Origin of the sequence: Micromonospora sp. CA-263727 (genome assembly GCF_050942455.1) — a bacterium.
GTDB lineage: Bacteria > Actinomycetota > Actinomycetes > Mycobacteriales > Micromonosporaceae > Micromonospora.
In genome coordinates this window covers 5,258,816-5,278,647 of the sequence record NZ_CP192031.1, presented here as the reverse complement: position 1 = coordinate 5,278,647, position 19,832 = coordinate 5,258,816, and the positions used below count along the sequence as shown (strand labels likewise).

The window sequence follows — 19,832 nt, the reverse complement described above, 5'->3', positions numbered from 1 at the left end:
GTGGACGGCGGCGCGGGCCGTCGTCCGACCCGGCGCTGGCAGCTGGTCCGCGCCGGCAGCGACGCGGTGCCGGCCTCCACCCGGCGGTTCATGGCCCGGGCCCGGCGCCGCCGGATGCGCGCGGCGCTGCCGTGGGCGGTGGCCGGCGGGGTGCTCGCCCTGGCCGCCCTGGTGGCCTGGCTGCTGCTCGGCACCGGCCTGTTCGGGGTGCGCGAGGTGCGGGTGGAGGGGGCCGAGCTGGTCACGGCGGTGCAGGTCCGGGACGCGGTGGGGGTGCCGGACGGCGTCCCGCTGGCCCGGCTGGACCTGGCCGAGCTGGCCGGCCGGGTCGGTGCCCTGCCGCCGGTGGAGCGGGCGACGGTGACCCGGGACTGGCCGGAGGCGGTGGTGGTCCGGCTGACCGAGCGGACCGGCGTGGCGGTGGTGCCACGCGGGGAACAGTTCGTCGTGGTCGACGCCACCGGGGTGGCCTTCCGGACCCTGCCGCAGCGTCCGGACGGCCTGCCGCTGGTACGGCTGGCCGAGCCCGGCCCCGACGACCCGGACACCCAGGCCGGGTTGGCCGTGCTGGCCGTGCTCACCCCACAGCTGCGCGCCGAACTGGTGGAGGTCACGGTCGAGGGCCTGGCCCGGATCAGCGTGCAGCTGCGCGGCGATCGCACGGTGTTCTGGGGTGACGCGACCCGCGGGGCGGACAAGGCCCGGGTGGCCACCGCCCTGCTCGGCCAGGAGGCCGCCCGGATCGACGTCAGCGCCCCGGATGTGGTCACCTTCCAATGAGGCCGGCGGTGAGGCGTTGCGCTCCAGCGGCGACACGCCGGGCAGATCCTTGGCTCATCGCTCAGGTGCGCTTACGTTGCCCGGAAGAGGATCAGTGGTTGACATAACCGTAACCCTCTAGTAGAGGGTGAGGGTTTGCCTCTCGACCGCCGGTCTGGCCACGCCGTAGTCGGTCGGGGAGTAGCCAATCTCGAAGGGAAAGGACCGGAGATGACACCTCCGCACAACTACCTGGCGGTCATCAAGGTCGTCGGCATCGGGGGCGGCGGCGTCAACGCCGTCAACCGGATGATCGAGGTTGGGCTCAAGGGCGTCGAGTTCATCGCGATCAACACGGACGCGCAGGCGTTGCTGATGAGTGACGCCGACGTCAAGCTCGACGTCGGCCGCGAACTCACCCGCGGGCTGGGTGCCGGCGCCAACCCGGACGTCGGCAAGAACGCTGCCGAGGACCACCGCGACGAGATCGAGGAGGTGCTCAAGGGCGCGGACATGGTCTTCGTGACCTGCGGTGAGGGCGGCGGCACCGGCACCGGCGGCGCGCCCGTGGTGGCGAACATCGCCCGCAAGCTGGGTGCGCTGACCATCGGTGTGGTGACCCGCCCGTTCTCCTTCGAGGGCAAGCGCCGCCAGGTGCAGGCCGAGGCCGGCATCGACGAGCTGCGCAACCAGTGCGACACGCTGATCGTCATCCCCAACGACCGGCTGCTGGCGCTCGGCGACCGCAACATCAGCATGATGGACGCGTTCCGCACGGCCGACCAGGTGCTCCTCTCCGGTGTGCAGGGCATCACCGACCTGATCACCACGCCGGGTCTGATCAACCTGGACTTCGCCGACGTCAAGAGCGTGATGAGCGGTGCGGGCAGCGCGTTGATGGGCATCGGCAGCGCCCGCGGCGAGAACCGCGCGGTCGAGGCGGCCGAGGCGGCCATCTCCAGCCCGCTGCTGGAGCAGAGCATGGACGGCGCCCGGGGCGTGCTGCTCTCCATCGCCGGCGGGTCCGACCTGGGCCTGTTCGAGATCAACGACGCGGCCCAGCTGGTCACCGACGCAGCGCACGCGGACGCCAACATCATTTTCGGTGCGGTCATCGACGACGCGCTCGGCGACGAGGTGCGGGTGACCGTGATCGCGGCGGGCTTCGACGGGGGTACGCCGGCCTACAAGGCGGCCGAGCCGGCCCGAAAGACCAACCAGAACCAGGCCGCGCAGCCGAGCACGCCGGTCGTGCCGTCGCCCGCCCCGCCGGTGGCGCCGCAGTCGCCGCGCCGGGTGCTGTTCGACGACGTCGACGTGCCCGACTTCCTCAAGAACGGGTCCTGAGCACCTCCGATGACCGACAGTCCCGCCCTGGTACGCCCCGATCGGCGTGCCGAACTCGCCGCCGGGCTGGCCCGGGTACGTGCGCGTATCGCCGACGCCTGCGCCGCGGCGGGCCGTGACCGGGCCGACGTGACCATGATCGCGGTGACCAAGACCTACCCGGCGGCCGACGTGGTCGCGTTGGCCGGCCTCGGAGTGACCGACGTGGGGGAGAACCGCGACCAGGAGGCGGCGGCCAAGGCCACGCTGGTCGCCGCCGCCGGGGTCACGGCCCGCTGGCACTTCATCGGCCGGCTGCAACGCAACAAGGTGAAGTCGGTGATCCGGTACGCGGACGTGGTGCAGTCCGTCGACAGCGTCCGGCTGGCGTCCGCGCTGGACGCCGCCGCGACCGCCGGCCGGGATCGCCCGTTGGAGGTGCTGGTGCAGGTCAGCATCGACGCCGACCCGGCCCGGGGCGGTACGGTGCCGGACTCGACCGATCCGGATATCGGCCTCGGTCCGGTCGCCGCCGCGGTGGCCGCCGCGCCGGGGCTGCGACTGGCCGGGCTGATGGCCGTGGCGCCGCTCGGCTGGGAGCCGGCGCGGGCGTTCGGCCGGCTCGCCGCGCTCGCCGAGGCGTTCCGGGCGGAGCACCCGCAGGCCACGGCCCTGTCAGCGGGCATGAGCGGTGACCTGGAGGCGGCGATCGACCACGGCGCGACACATGTCCGCGTCGGCAGCGCGTTGCTCGGAATGCGTCCCACGCTGCGGTAGCCTGACCGCGAGGGAAGCAAATTACATCAGTGTTGTTTGCGGGAACGGCCTTCCCGGCGACCGGGGGGCGTGGCGTGCAACGCGAATTGCGCGTCGGGGGATTGCCGTTCCGGTCCGGTGGGCAGGAATGGTCCACTCGCGACAGGCGACACGGCGGGGGCGTGTGCCGCACGGCGGACGGGAAGGGCGCGGGGATGGGTGCACTGCGCAAGGCGGGGGTCTGGCTCGGACTGGTCGAAGAGGACGACGAGCGGGCCTATGACGACGGTGGCTACGACAAGGGTGGCTACCGCGAGTCGCGCTACCGGCAGAGCCGGTACGCCGAGGAGTTCGCCGACGACGAGGACGAGGCGGAGGAGCCGCCCGCGCCGCGTCCGCGGCTGGCTGACCGGGGCCGGCTGAGCGAGCGCTCCGGTGGCCGGCTGGGCGAGTCGGATCGGCTGGACTCCGAGCGTCCGGAGCGGGGCGAGCGGTCCAGCGTCCGGTCGATCACCCGGTCGACCGGTGAGCCGTCCGGCGCGTTGACCTACCACTCCCGGGACAATCTCGCGCTGGCTCCGCAGGTGCAGCCCCGAGAGCGCGCGGTGGCGCCCGAGGAGGAGCAGCGCTACCAGATCACCACGCTGCACCCGACCACCTACCGCGAGGCCCGCACCATCGGCGAGCACTTCCGGGACGGCGTGCCCGTGATCATCAACCTCACCGAAATGGATGAGGCGGATGCCCGCCGTCTGGTGGACTTCGCCGCCGGTCTGGCGTTCGGGCTGCGCGGTACGATCGAGCGCGTGACCAACCGGGTGTTCCTGCTCTCACCGGCCAATGTCCAGGTCACCGCCGAGGACAAGGCCAAGATCGCTGAGGGTGGGTTCTTCAGCCTGAGTTGACCCGCCCGACCCGAGGGACGCCGCCAACCGTGTTGTCGATCTTGCTACAGGTCCTCTACCTGATCACGTATGTCTTCCTGATCGTTCTTCTGGCCCGTTTCGTACTGAGCGCGGTTCTTCAGTACGGACGGCGCTGGCAACCTGGTCGCGGAGCATCGGCCGGACTGGAATCCGTGTGGAGCGTCACTGATCCCCCGCTCTGGGCGTTGAGGCGTGTGATCCCTCCGCTGCGAATTGGTACCGTGAGCATCGACCTGGCCTCCCTTGTGCTCCTGGTTATCCTGTTCGTGCTGATGAGGTTTGTGTTAGAGCCGGCGATCTTCAGGACAGCCTGATGACCGACGCGCTATCGCGGCCGCAACTGACCCGAGGAGTTTCGATGCCGCTGACCCCGGCCGACGTCCATAACGTCGCCTTCAAGAAGCCGCCGATCGGCAAGCGGGGCTACGACGAGGAGGAGGTCGACGCCTTCCTGGACGAGGTCGAGCGCGAACTCGCCCGTCTGATCGAGGAGAACAACGAACTGCGCGCCCAGGTGGAGCGCGGTGGGCGGGGCGGCGCTCCCGCCGGCCCCGGCGGCGACGCCCGCCTGGCGGCCGAACTCAACGACGTCAAGTCCCAGCTCGACCGGGTGCAGCGCGACAAGGTCGCCGCCGAGCAGGCCGCCCGCGCCATGCAGGCCGAGCTGGAGCAGGTCCGGGCCGCCACCGGTGGCGTGGTGCCGGGTGGCCCCGACGGCGAGCAGCAGGCGCTGCGGGTGCTGATGATGGCCCAGCGGACGGCGGACGACCACGTCTCCGACGCCCGTCGCGAGGCCGACCAGCTGCTCTCCGAGGCCCGCTCCAAGGCCGAGGAGGTCACCCGCGAGGCGCGGGCCAAGGCCGACGCGCTTGAGCGCGACGCCCGCCAGCGGCACCAGGAGGCCATGGGCGGCCTGGACGCCAAGCGCACCGCGCTGCAGAAGCACATCGAGGAGCTGAAGCAGTTCGAGCGGGAGTACCGCACCCGGCTCAAGGCGTACCTGGAGAGCCAGCTGCGTGACCTCGACGGTCGTGGCCAGGGTCTCGAAGCCGAGATGACCCGCGGGGACGGCACCCGGGCCGCCGGTAACGGGCTGGCCGCCGCCGGCCTCGCCGGGTCCTACGGCGGCGGGCGCTCCGGAGCGCTTGAGGCCGGTCGCTGAACCACCGGGCCGGTGACCGTCGGCGCGACGGTCGGCCGCCCTGCTTCATAGGCACGACGCGGCGGGGGTGAGTCGTGATAGTCATCAGTCTCGCGCTCATCCTCGTCGCCGTGGTGCTGCTGGTCCTGGGCCTGGCCGGAGGCTCCAGCCCGCTGCTGGTCGTCTCCATCGGGGCCAGCCTGCTGGCCGCCGTCGCGCTGGTCGCGGGCGCCCGCCAGGCGGCCGCCGGCCGTGCCACCGGGCATCGCGGGCCAGCCGGGAGGCCGCCGCGGGACGCCGCCGGCGAGGCCGCTCCGGCCGCCGGTCGCGAACCGGGCATCCCGGCACAGCACATCCCACCGACCGTGGAGACCGGCGACGTCGGGTGGCGGCAACCACCCGGCTCGCCGGTGACCGGCCCGCGGGAGCGGGTCGTCGACGCCGGTGCCGACGCCGACGGGTACGACGACGAGCCCGCGGCCCAGGAGATCACCCCGGAGCAGGCGGCCCGGGTGGCTCTCCTCCCCGACGAGGTCCGGGTGGTCGACGGGCGACCCCGCTACCACCTCGTCGAATGCCCGCACCTGGTCGGGCGGGAGCACGAGCCGCTGCCCGTCGCCGAGGCGGCCGATCTCGGTTTCACCCCCTGCGCCCACTGCACGCCGGGCACCATTCTGTTGTCGGAATCCGGACGACACTGAGCCGATCCCCATGGACGATGCGCTGACCGTCGCCGTCCGGGTGAAACCGGGTGCGTCCCGAGCCCGGGTGGGGGGCCGGTTCGACGGCCCGCACGGGCCCGCGTTGGTGATCGCGGTCAATGCCCCGGCGGTCGACGGGCGGGCCACCGAGGCCGCCCGGCGTGCCCTGGCCGGTGCGCTCGGCGTCCGACCGTCCACCGTGTCGCTGCGTACCGGCGCGGCCAGCCGCGACAAACTCTTCCTGGTCACTCCGGCCGGCCCGGATCTCTCCGGCCGGCTCAGCCGGTTGCGCGACGGGGCCGGAGCGACCGGCTGACGCAGGGCCGGCGAGGGGTCAGGAAAGGGCCGGGCTCCTTGGCCGAGTACGCCGGATCGGGCGGGTCAATCTGCTAGCGTTCCATTTGCCCCGATACGGCATAAATCGGGGTGGATCGGGTGCTCCGGTGCGGCACGTTGTCGGACGCCTGTACGTTCCGTATCCTTGCCAACCTCCGGAGTGCGCGGCCTCGTCGCCGCGCGCCCGTTTTGTACCCGGGGCAGCCGATGTTGGCGGCCCCTGTCCAGGCGCCGCGGAGTCACCGCGGCTCCGTGGCTGAGGGAGCGACGATGGCCAAGCCAGCCGAGACCAGGACCGCAGGCCGCAAGCCGGCAGCGAAGTCCGCCCGCAGCGCCGCGGAGACCGAGAAGATCCGGGCCGCGCTGGCGGCGCGGCATGACGAACTGCGAGCCGAGTACGATCAGACGCTGAGCGAGATCACCGAGTTGCAGCGCGACCGCCTGACCGACTCGGCCGGGGACGACCAGGCCGACACCGGCACCAAGACGTTCGAGCGGGAGCAGGAGATCTCCCTCGCCAACAGCATTCTGGAACGGATCACGCAGGTCGAGCGCGCGTTGGAGCGGCTCGACGAGGGTGGTTACGGCTGGTGCGAGCGGTGCGGCAACCCCATCCCGGTGGAGCGGCTGGCCGCCTTCCCGTCGGCCACCCTCTGCGTGACCTGCAAGCAGCTGGCGGAGCGGCGCTGACGGCACGCTCCCCGGCACCCGTGCGCGGCGGTGCGACGGCACCGCCGCGATGCGTCGATGGGGAGCAGATGAGCGCAGCACCGCCCGCTGGATCCGGCACCGCCGAGCCGGGCGCCGCCACGAGATCGCGGCGTCGACCGGTCACGATCCTCCTGAGCCTCGCGGCGTTCGCTCTGACGGTCGACGTGCTCACCAAGCACCTCGCCCTGGTCGAGTTGAGCGATCGCGAGCCGGTCCGACTGCTGGGCGGGGCTCTCTACCTCTCGCTGACCCGCAACAGCGGGGCGGCGTGGAGCATGGGCTCGGACTACACCTTCATCTTTCCCCTGATCGCGGTCGGCGTGCTGGGCTGGATCGGCTGGATGGCCCGGACGCTGCGCTCGGTGCCCTGGGCGATCTCGCTCGGCCTGGTGGTCGGCGGGGTGACCGGCAACCTGATCGACCGGATCTTCCGGGCCCCAGGCTGGTTCGTCGGGCACGTGGTCGACATGATCAGTGTCTTCGACCCGTACGGCCGGGTTTTTCCGATCTTCAACGTCGCGGACAGCGCCCTGGTCTGCGGCGTGCTGCTGGCCGTGGGGCTGGAGTTCACCGGCCGCCAGCGCGACGGCACCCGGGCCCCCGGCGACGACCGCCCGGACACCACGGGCAAGAACGACGCCGCGGGCCACGATGACGCCGCGGCCGAAGACAGCGCGGCGACCGGCGAGCCCGGTGCCAGCGACGGCGGGCGGCGGGAGCGCGCGTGACGGCCACCTTCGCCGCCGGCGGCGACCAGCGCAGCCTGCCCGTGCCGGACGGCCTCGACGGCATGCGGCTGGACCAGGCCGTGGCCCGGCTGTTCGGCCTCTCCCGCACGGCCGCGGCCGCCCTGGTCGACGCCGGTGAGGCGTTGGTCGACGGCGCGGTCCGGCCCAACTCGCACAAGGTACGGGCGGGCTCCTGGCTGGAGGTGACGCTGCCCGCGCCGGCCGGGGCGCCGGTGGTGGTGCCCCGGGCGGTCCCCGGCCTTCAGGTGGTCTACGCCGACGACGACATCGTGGTGGTCGACAAGCCGGTCGGGGTGGCCGCGCATCCCAGCCCGGGCTGGACCGGCCCGACCGTGATCGGCGGGTTGGCCGCGATCGGGCACACCATCGCCACCAGCGGCGCCGCGGAGCGCCAGGGGGTGGTGCACCGGCTCGACGTCGGCACGACCGGGGTCATGGTGGTGGCCAAGAGCGAGCAGGCGTACAGCGTGCTGAAGCGGGCCTTCAAGTACCGCGAGGTGGAGAAGCGGTACCACGCGGTGGTGCAGGGCCACCTGGACCCGCTGCGCGGCACCATCGACGCCCCGATCGACCGGCACCCCCATCACGACTACCGCTGGGCGGTGGTCTCCGGCGGGAAGCCCAGCATCACCCACTACGACACCATCGAGGCGTTTCCCTCGGCGAGCCTGGTCGACGTGCGGCTGGAAACCGGTCGCACCCACCAGATCCGGGTGCACTTCTCCACCCTGCGGCACCCCTGCGTGGGTGACCTCACGTACGGCGCCGATCCCACTCTCGCCGCCCGGCTCCGACTGGACCGCCAGTGGTTGCACGCCAGAGAGTTGAGTTTCCAGCACCCCCGTACGGGGGACGAGGTCCGCTTCGTCAGCGACTACCCTGACGACCTGGGACGCGCGCTGGAACTCCTCCGCGACTGACGCGCCCCGCCCGTCCCGACCGATCCGACGAGGGGGATCCGCCCGTGCGCGCTGGCGACCTGCTCCGGCAGCTGGACCAGCGAACGCTGCCCCGGCTCGCCGCCGCGGTGACCCGACTCGGCCAGCGCTCGGCCGGCGCCCCGCTGCTCGGCTGGGTGGCGGTGCTCTCCTGCGCCACCGTGCTGTTCACCGCCGTGCTGGCCACGGGCGGCCCGCCCGCCCAGGACCGGACGGTCGGGGAGGTGACCCGGGTGGGGGTCGCCGAGGGCGACTCGATCCCCGGTTACGAGCGGGCGTCCGCGGCCGACCTGGCCGCCCTGGCCGGCGGCGCGGCCCTCGGCGAGGGCACGTACGCCCTGGTCTCGCTGACCGAGTACCTGACCCCGCAGGCGCTCGCGACGGTGGTCGGCGACGTGGGCGTGGCGGTCGTCTTCGGCCGGGTACCGCTGCCGGACCGGCAGACCGAGATCGTCCGGATTCCCGCGCAGCGGCTGCCCGAGGACGTGACCGCCGGCATGATGGCGCTTGCCGAGCGCAAGGAGCGGGAGGCCGCCGACTACCGGGCCCGGGCCGCCGGGCTGGGCGGCGGCGGTCCGCAGGAGCGCGAGCTGCGCCAGCTGTACGAGAGTGGCTCGCGGGTCGCCGCACAGGAGGCGGCCGCCTACCGAGCGGGTTGCGCCTGCGTCTACGCGCTGGTGGTGCGTGCCGCACCGGCCGCGCTGCGCGGCGTCGCGGCCCGATCCGGCGTGCGGGTGGTCGACCCGGCCCCGGAGGTCCGGCGGCTGGAGCGCACGGTGTTCACTCCGCCGCTGCCCGAGCAGTGGGACGTGGCCCGGCCGCCGGTCGATCGCGACGTCACCCCGGTACCGTCCCCGACGGCCTGGCCCGCCTCGCCGACACCGGATCCGGTGCCCGAGGATCGCGTGCCGGCTTCGCCGGAGGTGTCGGATTCATCACCATCACCGGCGGTGTCCTTGTCGACACCGGCAGCCACCACTCCTCATGCGCCTCCCACCTCGGCAGACGTCGTCGTGGAGAGCGACATGAGCCCGACACCCTGACGATTGGGGCCACATCGGTGCGTGGCCCGGTGTGGCCCGAATAGGGTTTCGTTCGTAGCCTGTCAGACGGAGACCGAGGCGCTGGGGAGGCGAGCCGTGGACGGCAGCGAGACCGGTTGGGGACGGCCCGCCGAACCGGCACCGCGATGGCGGGCGCTGCTCGACCGGGCCCGCCTGGGCAGCCGGGGCGCCGAGCCGGCCGCGGCCGATCAGCGCGCTGAGGAAGCGCCGCCGACGCCGCCCGAGTCGCCGTTGCCGCGCCGCACGGCGGGTCCCGGCTACGCGGGCCGGGCCCCGGCCGTCGGTCAGCCGGCCGAGCGGCCGTACGGCAGCGAGCCCGACTACCGGGCCGAGGCGAGCTACCGGGTCGAGCCGCAGCACCCCGCCCAGGCGTACCGGGGGCAGTCGGCCTACCCGGCGGTGCCGGAGCCGCGCCGGCCGGATCCGGCGGAGTCCCGCTACACCCTGCTGGACAACGGCTACCGGCATGCCGCGCCACCGGTGGAGTCCCGGCCACCGGTGGAGTCCCGGTACGCGCTGCTGGACAACGGCGGCTACCAACCGCCCGCCCCGCCCGCCCCATCCGCGCCGCCGGTGTCGCCCGCACCCGCTCCGCCCGCCGCCGCGCCGACGGTGGCCGGCCGGCCGGGGCGCATCGAGTGGCGCGCGCAGAGCGCCGAGAGCGAGCTCGAACGCGCCGCCGGGGTGCTCCGCCGGGATCTGGGCACCCCACGGGTGGTCGCCTTCGCCAATCCCAAGGGCGGGGTGCACAAGACCACGGCGACCGTCCTGGCCGCGGCCACCGTCGGCAGCGTGCGCGGGCGTGGCGTGCTGGCCTGGGACGACAACGAGTTGCGCGGCACCCTCGGGCTGCGCGCCGGCAGCGCCCGGCACGCCCGTACGATCCGGCATCTGGTCGCCGATCTCGTGCAGATCGAGATCCGCGAGGGCGCGGAGCTGCTGGAGATCCTCGACGACTACCTGCGGCACGCCTCCGACGGCTCGTACGACGTGCTGGCCGGCGAGGAGAGCCCCCGGTTCGCCCAGCGGCTGGACCAGTTCACCGTCAAACGGGTGCTCGAACTGCTCCGCCGCACCCATGACGTGATCTGTGTGGACACCGGCAACAACGTGGAGAGCCCGAACTGGCGCACCGTGATGCAGGCCGCCGACCAGTTGGTGGTCACCACCGTGCCCCGCGAGGACGCCGCGTTCAGCGCGGACTGGATGCTCGACCTGCTGCACGAGGAGGGGATGGGCGAGCTGGCCGACAACGCGGTCACCCTGATCTCCTGCCCCACCCCGGGGCGCCTGCCGTTGCAGGCCGACCTGGAGCGGCACTTCGCCACCCGCACCCGGGCGGTGGCCGTGGTGCCGTACGACCCGGCCCTGGAGACCGGCTCCTCGATCGAATACCACCAGCTCCAGGCCGAGACGCGGCAGGCGTGGCTGCGGGCGGCGTCGGCGATGCTGGAGCCGTTCGCGCACTGATCGCGCCCCGGGGTGGCGACACGATGCGTGACTCGTGACGGGACACGATGCACGGCTCGGGACGGGAACTGCAAGGATCATCGGGTGACCCCGGACACCCCCGCCGCCGAACCGCCCGTACCGGTACCGCCGGCCGTCGAGCCGGTGCCGGCGGACCCGCCACGCCGGCCCGGTCGCACGGTGACCGTCGGGGCGCTGGTCGTGCTCGTGCTGGGCCTGCTGGGTGCCCCGCTGGGGCTGCTCTGGGCGGCGATCGCCCCGGCCACCCCGGTGGTGAAGACCGCCAGGGGCGCGGTCTACGGCCAGACCCAGCCGGAGCAGCCGATCGCCGCCGACGGGTGGTTCTCCCTGCTCGGGCTGGGCTTCGGAGTGCTCGCCGCGATCGTGGTGTGGTTCGTGCTGCGCCGGCACCGGGGCCCGGTCGGGCTGGTCGTCGTGGTGGCCGGCGCGCTCACCACCGCGCTGGTCGCCTGGCAGGTCGGGCGCCGGGTCGGGCTGAGCACCTTCGAGCGGCTGCTCGACACCGCCCCGGAGGGTACGGCCTTCACCAAGCCGGCCGACCTGCACGCCGGCGGGGTCGACCTGGTCTTCGGCGTGCTGCCGATGCCGCACGGCAACCTGCTGCTGCCGTCGTTCGGCGCCGCGGTGATGTACACGATGCTGGCCGGCTGGTCCCGGTGGCCGTCGCTGCGCCCCGAGCCGGAGCCCGAGGCGACCTGGCTCGGCTACCCGCCGGGCAGCTATCCAGCCGGCGGCTACCCGCCGGGGGGCTATCCAGCGGGCGGCTACCCGCCGGCCGGTCATCCGGCGGGTGGGGTCAGTTCGGGGCCGGCGGGGCCGTGGCCAGCTCCGCCAGCGGCACCGGAACCGCCCGCACCTGACGCAGCAGAGCCGCCTCGCGGTTGAGCAGGGTCAGCTCGGCGCGCAGCCGGGCCGCCGTGTCGTCGATGGCGAGCAGCCGTTGCCGGTCCGCCACGGTCAGCGCCGCGGTCGCGGCCACCAGGTGGGAGAGCACGGTCGGATCCTCCGGCAGTTGCTCGGTCAGCTGGCCGGTCTCGACCCGGATCAGGCCGAGGTACTGCCGGAAGACCGCGATCACCCGGGCCGCCAGCAGGCTGGCCGCCTCGTCCGGGCCGGTCGGCTCGGGCAGCCACTGCACCTCGGCGGTCAGGTACGGCGCGGCATGCGGGTCGACCTCCGCCACCCGGAACCGCCGCCGCCCCACGGTGACGATGTCGAAGCCCCCGTCGGCCAGCTCGGTGACCTGCCGCAGCTCCGCGGTGCAGCCCACCTCGTGCAGGGTCACCTCGCCGCCGCCGGGGGTGATCCGCCCGGAGCCGGGAGCGACCTCCCAGCCGCTGCGGATGGCCACCACGCCGAACTCGCGTGGCGCGCCCTCGGGCAGCCCGACCAGGTGCCGGACCAGGGCGCGGTAGCGCTCCTCGAAGATGTGCAGCGGCAACACCAGCCCGGGAAAGAGCACCGTGGCGAGCGGGAACACCGGCAGCCGTACGGTCACGTGATCGAGCGTAGCCGCACCGGCGGCGCTCGGCGTGTCCCGGCTCACCGTCCCGGCCAGCGGGCGGCGCGGTCCGGCCCGGCGCGGGGCCGCCTAGACTCGCAGGGGTGTTGAACCGCATCGACCTGCGCGGTGGCGCGCCCGACCCGCGCCACCTGCTGCCTCGCGCCCAGCTCGACGTCTCGGTGGCCGTCGAGCAGATCCGTCCCCTGGTGGCGGCGGTCCGCGAGCATGGCTACCGGGCGGTCCGCGAGGCCAGCGAGCGGTTCGACGGGGTGGCCCCGGAGGTGCTGCGGGTGCCCGCCGACGCGATCGCCGCCGCGGAGGGCACGCTGGATCCGCAGGTCCGCGCCGCGTTGCTGGAGTCGATCGCCCGCACCCGCAGGGTGCACGCCGACCAGCGGCGCGCCGACCACACCACCCAGGTGGTGCCGGGCGGCACGGTCACCGAACGCTGGGTTCCGGTCGACCGGGTCGGCCTCTACGTCCCCGGCGGGCTGGCGATGTACCCGTCGACCGTGGTGATGAACGTGGTGCCCGCCCAGGCGGCCGGCGTCCGGTCGCTGGTGGTGGCCAGCCCGCCGCAGCAGGACAACGGCGGCCTGCCCGATCCGCGGGTGCTCGCCGCCTGCGCGCTGCTCGGCGTCGACGAGGTCTACGCCGTCGGCGGCGCCCAGGCCGTGGCGATGCTGGCCTACGGCTGCGCCGTGGACGCCGCCGGCAGCGCGTACTGTGTGCCGGTGGACATGATCACCGGCCCGGGCAACATCTGGGTCACCGCCGCGAAGCGGTTGCTCCGCGGTGTGGTGGGCATCGACGCCGAGGCCGGCCCCACCGAGATCGCCATCCTGGCCGACGACACCGCCGACCCGGTGCACGTCGCCGCCGATCTGATCAGCCAGGCCGAGCACGACCCGCTCGCGGCCAGCGTGCTGGTCACCCCGTCGGTCGCGCTGGCCGACGCGGTCGACCGCGAACTGGACCGGCAGGTGCCCGCCACCAAGCACGCCGAGCGGGTCGGCGCCGCCCTGGGCGGCGCGCAGAGCGGCGTGGTGCTGGTCGACGACCTGGCGGCCGGGCTGCGGGTGGTCGACGCGTACGCGGCGGAGCACCTGGAGATCCAGACGGTCGACGCCCGCCAGTGGGCGATGCGGGTACGCAACGCCGGGGCGATCTTCGTGGGCGCGTACTCGCCGGTGTCGTTGGGCGACTACTGCGCCGGCTCCAACCACGTGCTGCCCACCGGCGGCTGCGCGCGGCACTCCTCCGGGCTCTCCGTGCAGTCCTTCCTGCGCGGCATCCACCTGGTGGAGTACACCGAGGCGGCGCTGCGGGAGGTCGCCCCGCACGTGGTCACCCTGGCCAACGTGGAGGACCTGCCGGCACACGGCCAGGCGGTCACCGCCCGGTTCGAGGCAACGGCATGACCACTCTGGACGACCTGCCGATCCGCGACGACCTGCGTGGGCTGTCGCCGTACGGGGCGCCGCAGCTGGACGTGCCGGTGCGGCTGAACACCAACGAGAACTCGTACCCGGTGCCGGAGCCGGTGGTCGAGGCGATCGGCAAGGCGGTCGCGGCCGAGCTGCGCGACCTCAACCGCTACCCGGACCGGGACGCGACGGCGCTCCGCGCCGACCTGGCCGGCTACCTCGGCCACGGGCTCACCGCCGACGGGGTGTGGGCGGCCAACGGCTCCAACGAGATCCAGCAGCAGTTGCTCCAGGCGTTCGCCGGGCCGGGGCGCACCGCGCTCGGCTTCACCCCGGCGTACTCGATGCATCCGCTGCTGGCGCTCGGCACCGGCACCCGCTGGGCGCCGGCCCGGCGGGGCGTCGACTTCGGGCTGACCGCCGACGAGGCGGTGACCCAGATCCGCGAGCACGGCCCGGACGTGGTCTTCCTCTGCTCGCCGAACAACCCCACCGGCACCGCGCTCGACCCGGCCGTGATCAGCGCCGTGCTCGACGTCGCGCCCGGCATGGTGGTGGTCGACGAGGCGTACGCGGAGTTCGCCCGACCGGGCACGGTCAGCGCCCTCGCGGTGCTGCCCGGGCACCCGCGGCTGGTGGTGACCCGCACCATGAGCAAGGCGTTCGGGTTCGCCGGCGGGCGGCTGGGCTACCTGGCGGCCGACCCGGCCGTGGTGGCGGCGGTGCAGCTCGTCCGCCTGCCGTACCACCTCTCCGCGCTCACCCAGGCCGCCGCCCGGGCCGCGCTGGCGCACCGCGACGCCCTGCTCGGCACGGTCACCGAGATCATGCGACAGCGCGACCGGATCGTGACCGGGCTGCGCGATCGTGGCCTGCGGGTGGCCGACAGCGACGCCAACTTCGTGCTCTACGAGGTCGGCGGCGACCAGGCCGTCGCCTGGCGGGCGCTGCTGGCGCACGGTGTGCTGGTCCGCGACGTCGGCCTGCCCGGCTGGCTGCGGGTCACCGCCGGCACACCCGCCGAGACCGACGCCTTCCTAGCCGCCGTGGACAAGATTCAGCGCGAGGGCCGGCCCGCCCCGCCGCCGAGACCGAAAGGCACAGCATGAGCCGGACCGCCCGGGTGGAGCGGATCACCAAGGAGACCAAGGTCCTGGTCGAGATCGACCTCGACGGCAGCGGAGCGGCCGAGATCAGCACCGGGGTCGGCTTCTACGACCACATGCTGCACCAGATCGCCCGGCACGGCGGCTTCGACCTGACCGTGCAGACCGTCGGCGACCTGGAGATCGACGCCCACCACACCATGGAGGACACCGCGCTGGCCCTGGGCGCCGCGTTCGACCAGGCGCTGGGCGACAAGGCCGGCATCCGGCGGTACGGCTCGGCCACCGTCCCGATGGACGAGGTGCTGGTCCGGGCCGCCGTCGACCTCTCCGGCCGGCCGTACGTGGTGCACGACGAGCCGCCGCTGGCCCCGTACATCGGGCCGGTCTACCCGACCAGCATGACCCGGCACATCTGGGAGTCCTTCGGCCAGGCGGCCCGGATCACCCTGCACGTGGACGTGCTGCGGGCAACCCGCCCGGGCGGCCACCCGGACGCCCACCACGTGGTGGAGGCGCAGTTCAAGGCGGTCTCCCGGGCGCTGCGGGAGGCGACCGCCGTGGACCCGCGGGCGGCCGGCGCGATCCCCAGCACCAAGGGGGCGCTGTGAGCGGCCCGGGTGACGCCGTAGCTCGCGCCGTGCCGCCCGCCGGCCGGAGGTGGCGCCGGTGAGCGGCGTGCTGCCGACGCTGCTGCTGATCCTGGCCGGGGTCCTGGTGGGTGGGACGCTGTCCCTGCACCGGCAGGGGGCGCCCCGCAGCGCGGTGGTGGTCACCGCGCTGCTGGCCGTGCTGGCCACGGTCGCCGGGGTGCTCTGGCTGCTGCCGGGGGAGGGGTCGTGACCGACCGGATCATCGGCGCAGCACCCGACGGCGGTGGTGACCGGCGTCGGGTCGTGGTGCTGGACCACGGCTCGGGCAACCTGCGCTCGGCCGAACGGGCGCTGGCCGCCGCCGGTGCCGACGTGCTGGTCACCGGCGACCTGGCCGCCGCGGCCGACGCCGACGGGCTGGTGGTGCCCGGGGTGGGCGCCTTCGCCGCGTGCATGGCCGGCATCGAGGCGATCGGCGCCGGGCCGGTGATCGCCGAGCGGGTCGCCGCCGGCCGTCCGGTGCTGGGCATCTGCGTGGGCATGCAGGTGCTCTTCGAGTTCGGCGACGAGCACGGGTTGGTCACCAAGGGGCTGGGGCTGCTGCCCGGCAGCGTCACCCGGCTGGCCGCGGCCCGGTTGCCGCACATGGGCTGGAACACGGTGCAGGCGCCGGTGGGCTCGGTGCTCTTCGCCGGGCTGCCGGTCGACAGCCGGTTCTACTTCGTGCACTCGTACGCCGTCACCGACGCCGCCGCTTTGACCGGGGCCGGCGCCAAGGTGACCACCGCCCACCACGAGAGCGACTTCGTCGCCGCGGTGGAGCGCGGCGCGCTGTCGGCCGCCCAGTTCCACCCGGAGAAGTCCGCCGACACCGGTGCCGCGTTGCTGCGCAACTGGCTGGCCACCGTGCCCGCCGGTGACTGAGGCAACGGGCCGGCCGTGGTCGGCTGTGCCGCCGGGCGGGCCGGGTCGGGGGCCGCGATGAGCAAGGAACGGGCCCAGCGCCGGGCGGCCCGCGAGGCGGAGGCGGCCCGGCGTCAGGTGGTCCGGGAACGCGCGCTCGCCCGCCGGGCCCGCCGTCGGGCGCTGGTCCGCCGGGTGACGCCGACCGTGCGGCGCGGCCGGACCGGACGCCTGCGCAGGTACTCCCGGGGCGAGCGGTCCGCGATCGTGGCGCTGACCCTGGCGGCGATCGTCCTGATCTGGGTGCTGGTGCCCGACCCGGGGCTGCGCGTCGGGCTGGTCGCGCTGTTGTTGCTGGTACTTCCGGTGATCGTGGTGATCGCCCTGGACCGCCGTTGATGAACGCGAGAGGACAAGACACGTGAGCCTCACCCTGTTGCCCGCCGTGGACGTCGCCGACGGCCAGGCCGTCCGGCTCGTGCAGGGCGCCGCGGGCAGCGAGACCGCCTACGGCGACCCGCTGGACGCGGCCCTGGCCTGGCAGCGCGACGGCGCCGAGTGGATTCACCTGGTCGACCTCGACGCCGCGTTCGGCCGGGGCTCCAACGCCGAGTTGCTCGCCGACGTGGTGCGCCGCCTCGACGTGCGGGTGGAGCTCTCCGGCGGCATCCGCGACGACGCGTCGCTGCGGGCCGCGCTGGCCACCGGAGCCGCCCGGGTCAACATCGGCACCGCCGCGCTGGAGGATCCGGCCTGGTGCGACCGGATCTGCGGCGAGTACGGCGACCGGGTCGCGATCGGGCTGGACGTGCGGGGCCGCACCCTGGCGGCCCGCGGGTGGACCCGGGACGGCGGCGACCTGTACGAGGTGCTGGAGCGGCTCGACAAGGCCGGCGCCGCGCGGTACGTGGTCACCGACATCACCAAGGACGGCACCATGCGCGGGCCGAACCTGGACCTGCTGCGCGAGGTGTGCGCGCGTACCGACGCACCGGTGATCGCCTCCGGCGGCGTCTCGACCCTGGACGACCTGCGGGCGCTGGCCGCCCTGGAACCGATCGGGGTGGAGGGCGTGATCGCCGGCAAGGCGCTCTACGCCGGCGCCTTCACCGTCGCCCAAGCCCTCCAGGCACTGTAAGGAAGGGCCCCCTGTTAACGCCTGCGGTATAGGAAGGGTCCCCTGTTAACACCCCGGCCGGCCGGCGGGGCCGGCGCCGGGGGCGGGCGCACGGATCGGCCGGCCGGCGTGGGGGGCGATAGGCTCTTGTCATGACGGTGGCGGTACGGGTGATCCCCTGTCTCGACGTGGACGCGGGTCGGGTGGTGAAGGGGATCAACTTTCTCGACCTGCGCGACGCCGGTGACCCGGTCGAGCTGGCCGCGGCGTACGACCGGGCCGGCGCGGACGAGCTGACCTTCCTCGACGTCACCGCCTCCGCCAGCGACCGGGGCACGATGCTCGACGTGGTCCGGCGTACCGCGGAGTCGGTCTTCATCCCGCTGACCGTCGGCGGTGGCGTCCGCGCGGTGGCCGACGTGGACACTCTGCTGCGCGCCGGTGCCGACAAGGTCGGGGTGAACACGGCGGCGATCGCCCGGCCCGAGCTGATCGCCGAGATCGCGGACCGGTTCGGCCGCCAGGTGCTGGTGCTCTCGCTGGACGTGCGGCGGGCCGCGGCCGGCAGCACCCCCAGCGGCTTCGAGGTCACCACGCACGGCGGCCGGCGGGGCACCGGGCTGGACGCGGTGTGGTGGGCGCGGCGCGGCGCGGAGCTGGGCGCCGGGGAGATCCTGCTCAACTCGATGGACGCGGACGGCACCAAGGCCGGCTTCGACCTGGAACTCATCGGCGCCGTGCGTCGGGTGGTCGACGTGCCGGTGGTGGCCAGCGGTGGCGCTGGCGAGGTGGCCCACTTCCCCCCGGCGATCGGTGCCGGGGCGGACGCGGTGCTCGCCGCCAGCGTCTTCCATTTCGGGGAGCTGACCGTCGCCGAGGTCAAGGACGCGCTGCGCGGCGCGGGTCACCCCGTCCGCTGACCCGGGTCACCCGTCCCGGCCCGGCAAGCCCGGGTGGGGCGGCAGCCCGGGTGGGGCGGTCCGGCCTGCGCGGACCCGATCGAGCGTCAGCCCCGGCCGGAGTGCCCCTCGGGGGAGCGTCGGGGCATCGGGATGGAGCGCACCAGATATTCCTGTACGGCGGCCGCGTGCTCGGCCTCGTCGAGGTGCCACTCCGCGGCGCCCGGTGCGTGCCGGCGGTGCAGCACGCCCTGGACGGTGTCGACGGTGGTGGCCAGGCCGGCGCTGGGTCGTGAACGCCAGAGCCGCTCGCCTTCGGGGGTGATCCGGAACCAGCCGTCGGAGACGTCGACCAGACCGGCGCCGAGCAGCCGCTGGATCGCCTCCTCGATGTCCTGCCGTTCGGGGATCGTGTGGTCGAGGTGGTCGGCGGTGGAGAGCACGTCGGCGAGGCGTACCCCCTCGGGGCGGCGGGTGGTCGGGGATCGTCGGTGTCGTCCCGCGCCGCTGGCGATCACCAACGAAACGAAGATCCAAGCGTCGGTGCGCCGCCAGGCGTTCTCCCCCATGCGGAGATTCTGCCGGGCGAGCCGCCGCAAGAAAACACCACCTGCCCCAATACAGCGATGGGTGACGATGTGAATGCGGAAGGTGACGCGAGTCGGGCCGTGCGGGTGTGGCCGGCGGCCGTCAGTTGGCCGGCGTGGCCTCGAACCGCTCCGGCGCCGGGCCGGCCGGCTCGGGGACGTCGAAGAGGGGTAGGAAGAGCTGGGCCAGCGGGCCGATGGCCAGCGCGTAGGCGATCGTGCCGATGCCGACCGTGCCGCCGAGCAGCGCGCCCAGCGCCAGCACCGCGATCTCGATGACGGTGCGGACGAGGCGCAGCGACCGGCCGGGCCGGCGGGCGACGAAGCCGGTCATCAGGCCGTCCCGGGGGCCGGGGCCGAGCCGGGCGCCGAGGTAGAGCGCGGTGGCCGCGCCGTTGCCGACGATGCCGCCGACCAGCAGCGCGATCCGGGCGGTGAGCGGCCCGCCGGGCGGCAGCAGGGCCAGGGTCGCGTCGACCGCCAGGCCGATCACCACGACGTTGGCCACCGTGCCGAGGCCGGGGCGTTGCCGCAGCGGAATCCAGGCCAGCAGCACCAGCGCACCGACCACGATGACCGCGGTGCCCATGGAGAGTCCGGTCCGCTGGGAGAGCCCCTGGTGGAACACGTCCCACGGGTTCAGGCCCAGCCCGGACCGGATCATCAGCGCCATGCTGACCCCGTAGAGGGCGAGCCCGACGAAGAGTTGCGCGAGTCGCCGGGCTGGCCGGTGTCGAAGGTTGCCAATCATTGCCACCCATGCCACCCTAGGGTCCAATTGGTGTCGATAAAGAGCCA

General features: G+C 74.0%; 25 protein-coding genes. 22 read left to right on the top strand and 3 right to left on the bottom strand.

The features are described 5' to 3' along the window. The 14 genes from ACQPYA_RS23015 to ACQPYA_RS22950 all read left to right on the top strand — a co-directional run bounded on the left by ACQPYA_RS23015 (position 1) and on the right by ACQPYA_RS22950 (position 11,783). Positions 1-780 carry a cell division protein FtsQ/DivIB gene (locus ACQPYA_RS23015; protein ID WP_433533577.1) on the top strand — a complete coding sequence of 260 codons (780 nt, stop codon included), beginning with the start codon at positions 1-3 and terminating at the stop codon, positions 778-780. A gap of 210 nt (positions 781-990) precedes the next feature. Then, positions 991-2,106, top strand: coding sequence for a cell division protein FtsZ (ftsZ, locus tag ACQPYA_RS23010; RefSeq protein ID WP_433529170.1), 1,116 nt, complete (start codon positions 991-993; stop codon positions 2,104-2,106). A 9-nt stretch (positions 2,107-2,115) separates the two neighbouring features. Beyond that, the gene (locus ACQPYA_RS23005; RefSeq protein ID WP_433529169.1) at positions 2,116-2,862 is read left to right on the top strand and encodes a YggS family pyridoxal phosphate-dependent enzyme; all 747 of its coding nucleotides are present in this window, start codon (positions 2,116-2,118) and stop codon (positions 2,860-2,862) included. Between the two features lie 194 nt (positions 2,863-3,056). Further along, the gene (locus ACQPYA_RS23000) at positions 3,057-3,746 is read left to right on the top strand and encodes a cell division protein SepF (protein WP_433529168.1); all 690 of its coding nucleotides are present in this window, start codon (positions 3,057-3,059) and stop codon (positions 3,744-3,746) included. Positions 3,747-3,775: 29 nt separating this feature from the next. Next, positions 3,776-4,081, top strand: a complete 306-nt coding sequence (locus tag ACQPYA_RS22995) for a YggT family protein (protein ID WP_433529167.1) — start codon at positions 3,776-3,778, stop codon at positions 4,079-4,081. A gap of 44 nt (positions 4,082-4,125) precedes the next feature. Further along, positions 4,126-4,929 carry a DivIVA domain-containing protein gene (locus ACQPYA_RS22990; protein ID WP_433529166.1) on the top strand — a complete coding sequence of 268 codons (804 nt, stop codon included), beginning with the start codon at positions 4,126-4,128 and terminating at the stop codon, positions 4,927-4,929. Between the two features lie 74 nt (positions 4,930-5,003). After that, a complete protein-coding gene (locus tag ACQPYA_RS22985; RefSeq protein ID WP_433529165.1) occupies positions 5,004-5,609 on the top strand; it encodes a hypothetical protein in 606 nt (201 codons plus the stop codon). Positions 5,610-5,619: 10 nt separating this feature from the next. After that, positions 5,620-5,925, top strand: a complete 306-nt coding sequence (locus ACQPYA_RS22980; RefSeq protein WP_433529164.1) for a DUF167 domain-containing protein — start codon at positions 5,620-5,622, stop codon at positions 5,923-5,925. 290 nt (positions 5,926-6,215) lie between these two features. Further along, positions 6,216-6,635 (top strand): TraR/DksA family transcriptional regulator, encoded by a 420-nt coding sequence (locus ACQPYA_RS22975; protein WP_433529163.1) that lies wholly within the window; start codon positions 6,216-6,218, stop codon positions 6,633-6,635. A gap of 68 nt (positions 6,636-6,703) precedes the next feature. Next, a complete protein-coding gene (locus tag ACQPYA_RS22970; protein ID WP_433529162.1) occupies positions 6,704-7,384 on the top strand; it encodes a signal peptidase II in 681 nt (226 codons plus the stop codon). Further along, the gene (locus ACQPYA_RS22965; RefSeq protein ID WP_433529161.1) at positions 7,381-8,325 is read left to right on the top strand and encodes an RluA family pseudouridine synthase; all 945 of its coding nucleotides are present in this window, start codon (positions 7,381-7,383) and stop codon (positions 8,323-8,325) included. Before ACQPYA_RS22970 ends, ACQPYA_RS22965 begins: the two co-directional genes overlap by 4 nt. A 44-nt stretch (positions 8,326-8,369) precedes the next feature. After that, positions 8,370-9,386, top strand: coding sequence for a hypothetical protein (locus ACQPYA_RS22960; RefSeq protein WP_433529160.1), 1,017 nt, complete (start codon positions 8,370-8,372; stop codon positions 9,384-9,386). 96 nt (positions 9,387-9,482) lie between these two features. After that, complete coding sequence (locus tag ACQPYA_RS22955; protein ID WP_433529159.1) at positions 9,483-10,877, top strand: AAA family ATPase; 1,395 nt, start codon at positions 9,483-9,485, stop codon at positions 10,875-10,877. An 84-nt stretch (positions 10,878-10,961) separates the two neighbouring features. Next, entirely contained in the window at positions 10,962-11,783 is an 822-nt protein-coding gene (locus ACQPYA_RS22950; protein ID WP_433529158.1) for a DUF2567 domain-containing protein, read from the top strand. Here the strand turns inward: ACQPYA_RS22950 and ACQPYA_RS22945 are convergent. Beyond that, positions 11,695-12,396: an LON peptidase substrate-binding domain-containing protein gene (locus tag ACQPYA_RS22945; protein ID WP_433529157.1), complete on the bottom strand. Its 702-nt coding sequence runs from the start codon at positions 12,394-12,396 to the stop codon at positions 11,695-11,697. The two genes, ACQPYA_RS22950 and ACQPYA_RS22945, sit on opposite strands and share 89 nt — an antisense overlap. 107 nt (positions 12,397-12,503) lie before the next feature. Between ACQPYA_RS22945 and hisD the strand changes: the two genes are divergently transcribed. From hisD to hisF, 8 genes are all read left to right on the top strand, one after another. Then, positions 12,504-13,823, top strand: coding sequence for a histidinol dehydrogenase (hisD, locus tag ACQPYA_RS22940; protein ID WP_433529156.1), 1,320 nt, complete (start codon positions 12,504-12,506; stop codon positions 13,821-13,823). Beyond that, entirely contained in the window at positions 13,820-14,938 is a 1,119-nt protein-coding gene (locus ACQPYA_RS22935; RefSeq protein WP_433529155.1) for a histidinol-phosphate transaminase, read from the top strand. The genes hisD and ACQPYA_RS22935 overlap by 4 nt, the downstream gene beginning before the upstream one ends. Beyond that, on the top strand, positions 14,935-15,546 hold the full coding sequence (gene hisB, locus ACQPYA_RS22930; RefSeq protein ID WP_433529154.1) for an imidazoleglycerol-phosphate dehydratase HisB: 612 nt from the start codon (positions 14,935-14,937) through the stop codon (positions 15,544-15,546). The genes ACQPYA_RS22935 and hisB overlap by 4 nt, the downstream gene beginning before the upstream one ends. Positions 15,547-15,604: 58 nt before the next feature. Beyond that, positions 15,605-15,778: a hypothetical protein gene (locus ACQPYA_RS22925; RefSeq protein ID WP_433529153.1), complete on the top strand. Its 174-nt coding sequence runs from the start codon at positions 15,605-15,607 to the stop codon at positions 15,776-15,778. Further along, positions 15,775-16,452: an imidazole glycerol phosphate synthase subunit HisH gene (gene hisH / locus ACQPYA_RS22920; RefSeq protein WP_433529152.1), complete on the top strand. Its 678-nt coding sequence runs from the start codon at positions 15,775-15,777 to the stop codon at positions 16,450-16,452. Before ACQPYA_RS22925 ends, hisH begins: the two co-directional genes overlap by 4 nt. Before the next feature lie 57 nt (positions 16,453-16,509). Next, a complete protein-coding gene (locus ACQPYA_RS22915; protein ID WP_433529151.1) occupies positions 16,510-16,830 on the top strand; it encodes a hypothetical protein in 321 nt (106 codons plus the stop codon). 22 nt (positions 16,831-16,852) lie between these two features. Continuing rightward, positions 16,853-17,569 (top strand): bifunctional 1-(5-phosphoribosyl)-5-((5-phosphoribosylamino)methylideneamino)imidazole-4-carboxamide isomerase/phosphoribosylanthranilate isomerase PriA, encoded by a 717-nt coding sequence (gene priA / locus ACQPYA_RS22910; protein ID WP_433529150.1) that lies wholly within the window; start codon positions 16,853-16,855, stop codon positions 17,567-17,569. Positions 17,570-17,700: 131 nt separating this feature from the next. Then, positions 17,701-18,468, top strand: coding sequence for an imidazole glycerol phosphate synthase subunit HisF (gene hisF, locus ACQPYA_RS22905; RefSeq protein WP_433529149.1), 768 nt, complete (start codon positions 17,701-17,703; stop codon positions 18,466-18,468). Positions 18,469-18,554: 86 nt separating this feature from the next. On the opposite strand, the gene ACQPYA_RS22900 is transcribed toward hisF, so the two are convergent. Then, positions 18,555-19,016 (bottom strand): hypothetical protein, encoded by a 462-nt coding sequence (locus ACQPYA_RS22900; RefSeq protein ID WP_433529148.1) that lies wholly within the window; start codon positions 19,014-19,016, stop codon positions 18,555-18,557. Positions 19,017-19,137: 121 nt separating this feature from the next. Next, positions 19,138-19,791, bottom strand: a complete 654-nt coding sequence (locus tag ACQPYA_RS22895) for a YczE/YyaS/YitT family protein (RefSeq protein ID WP_433529147.1) — start codon at positions 19,789-19,791, stop codon at positions 19,138-19,140. Positions 19,792-19,832: the final 41 nt, after the last annotated feature.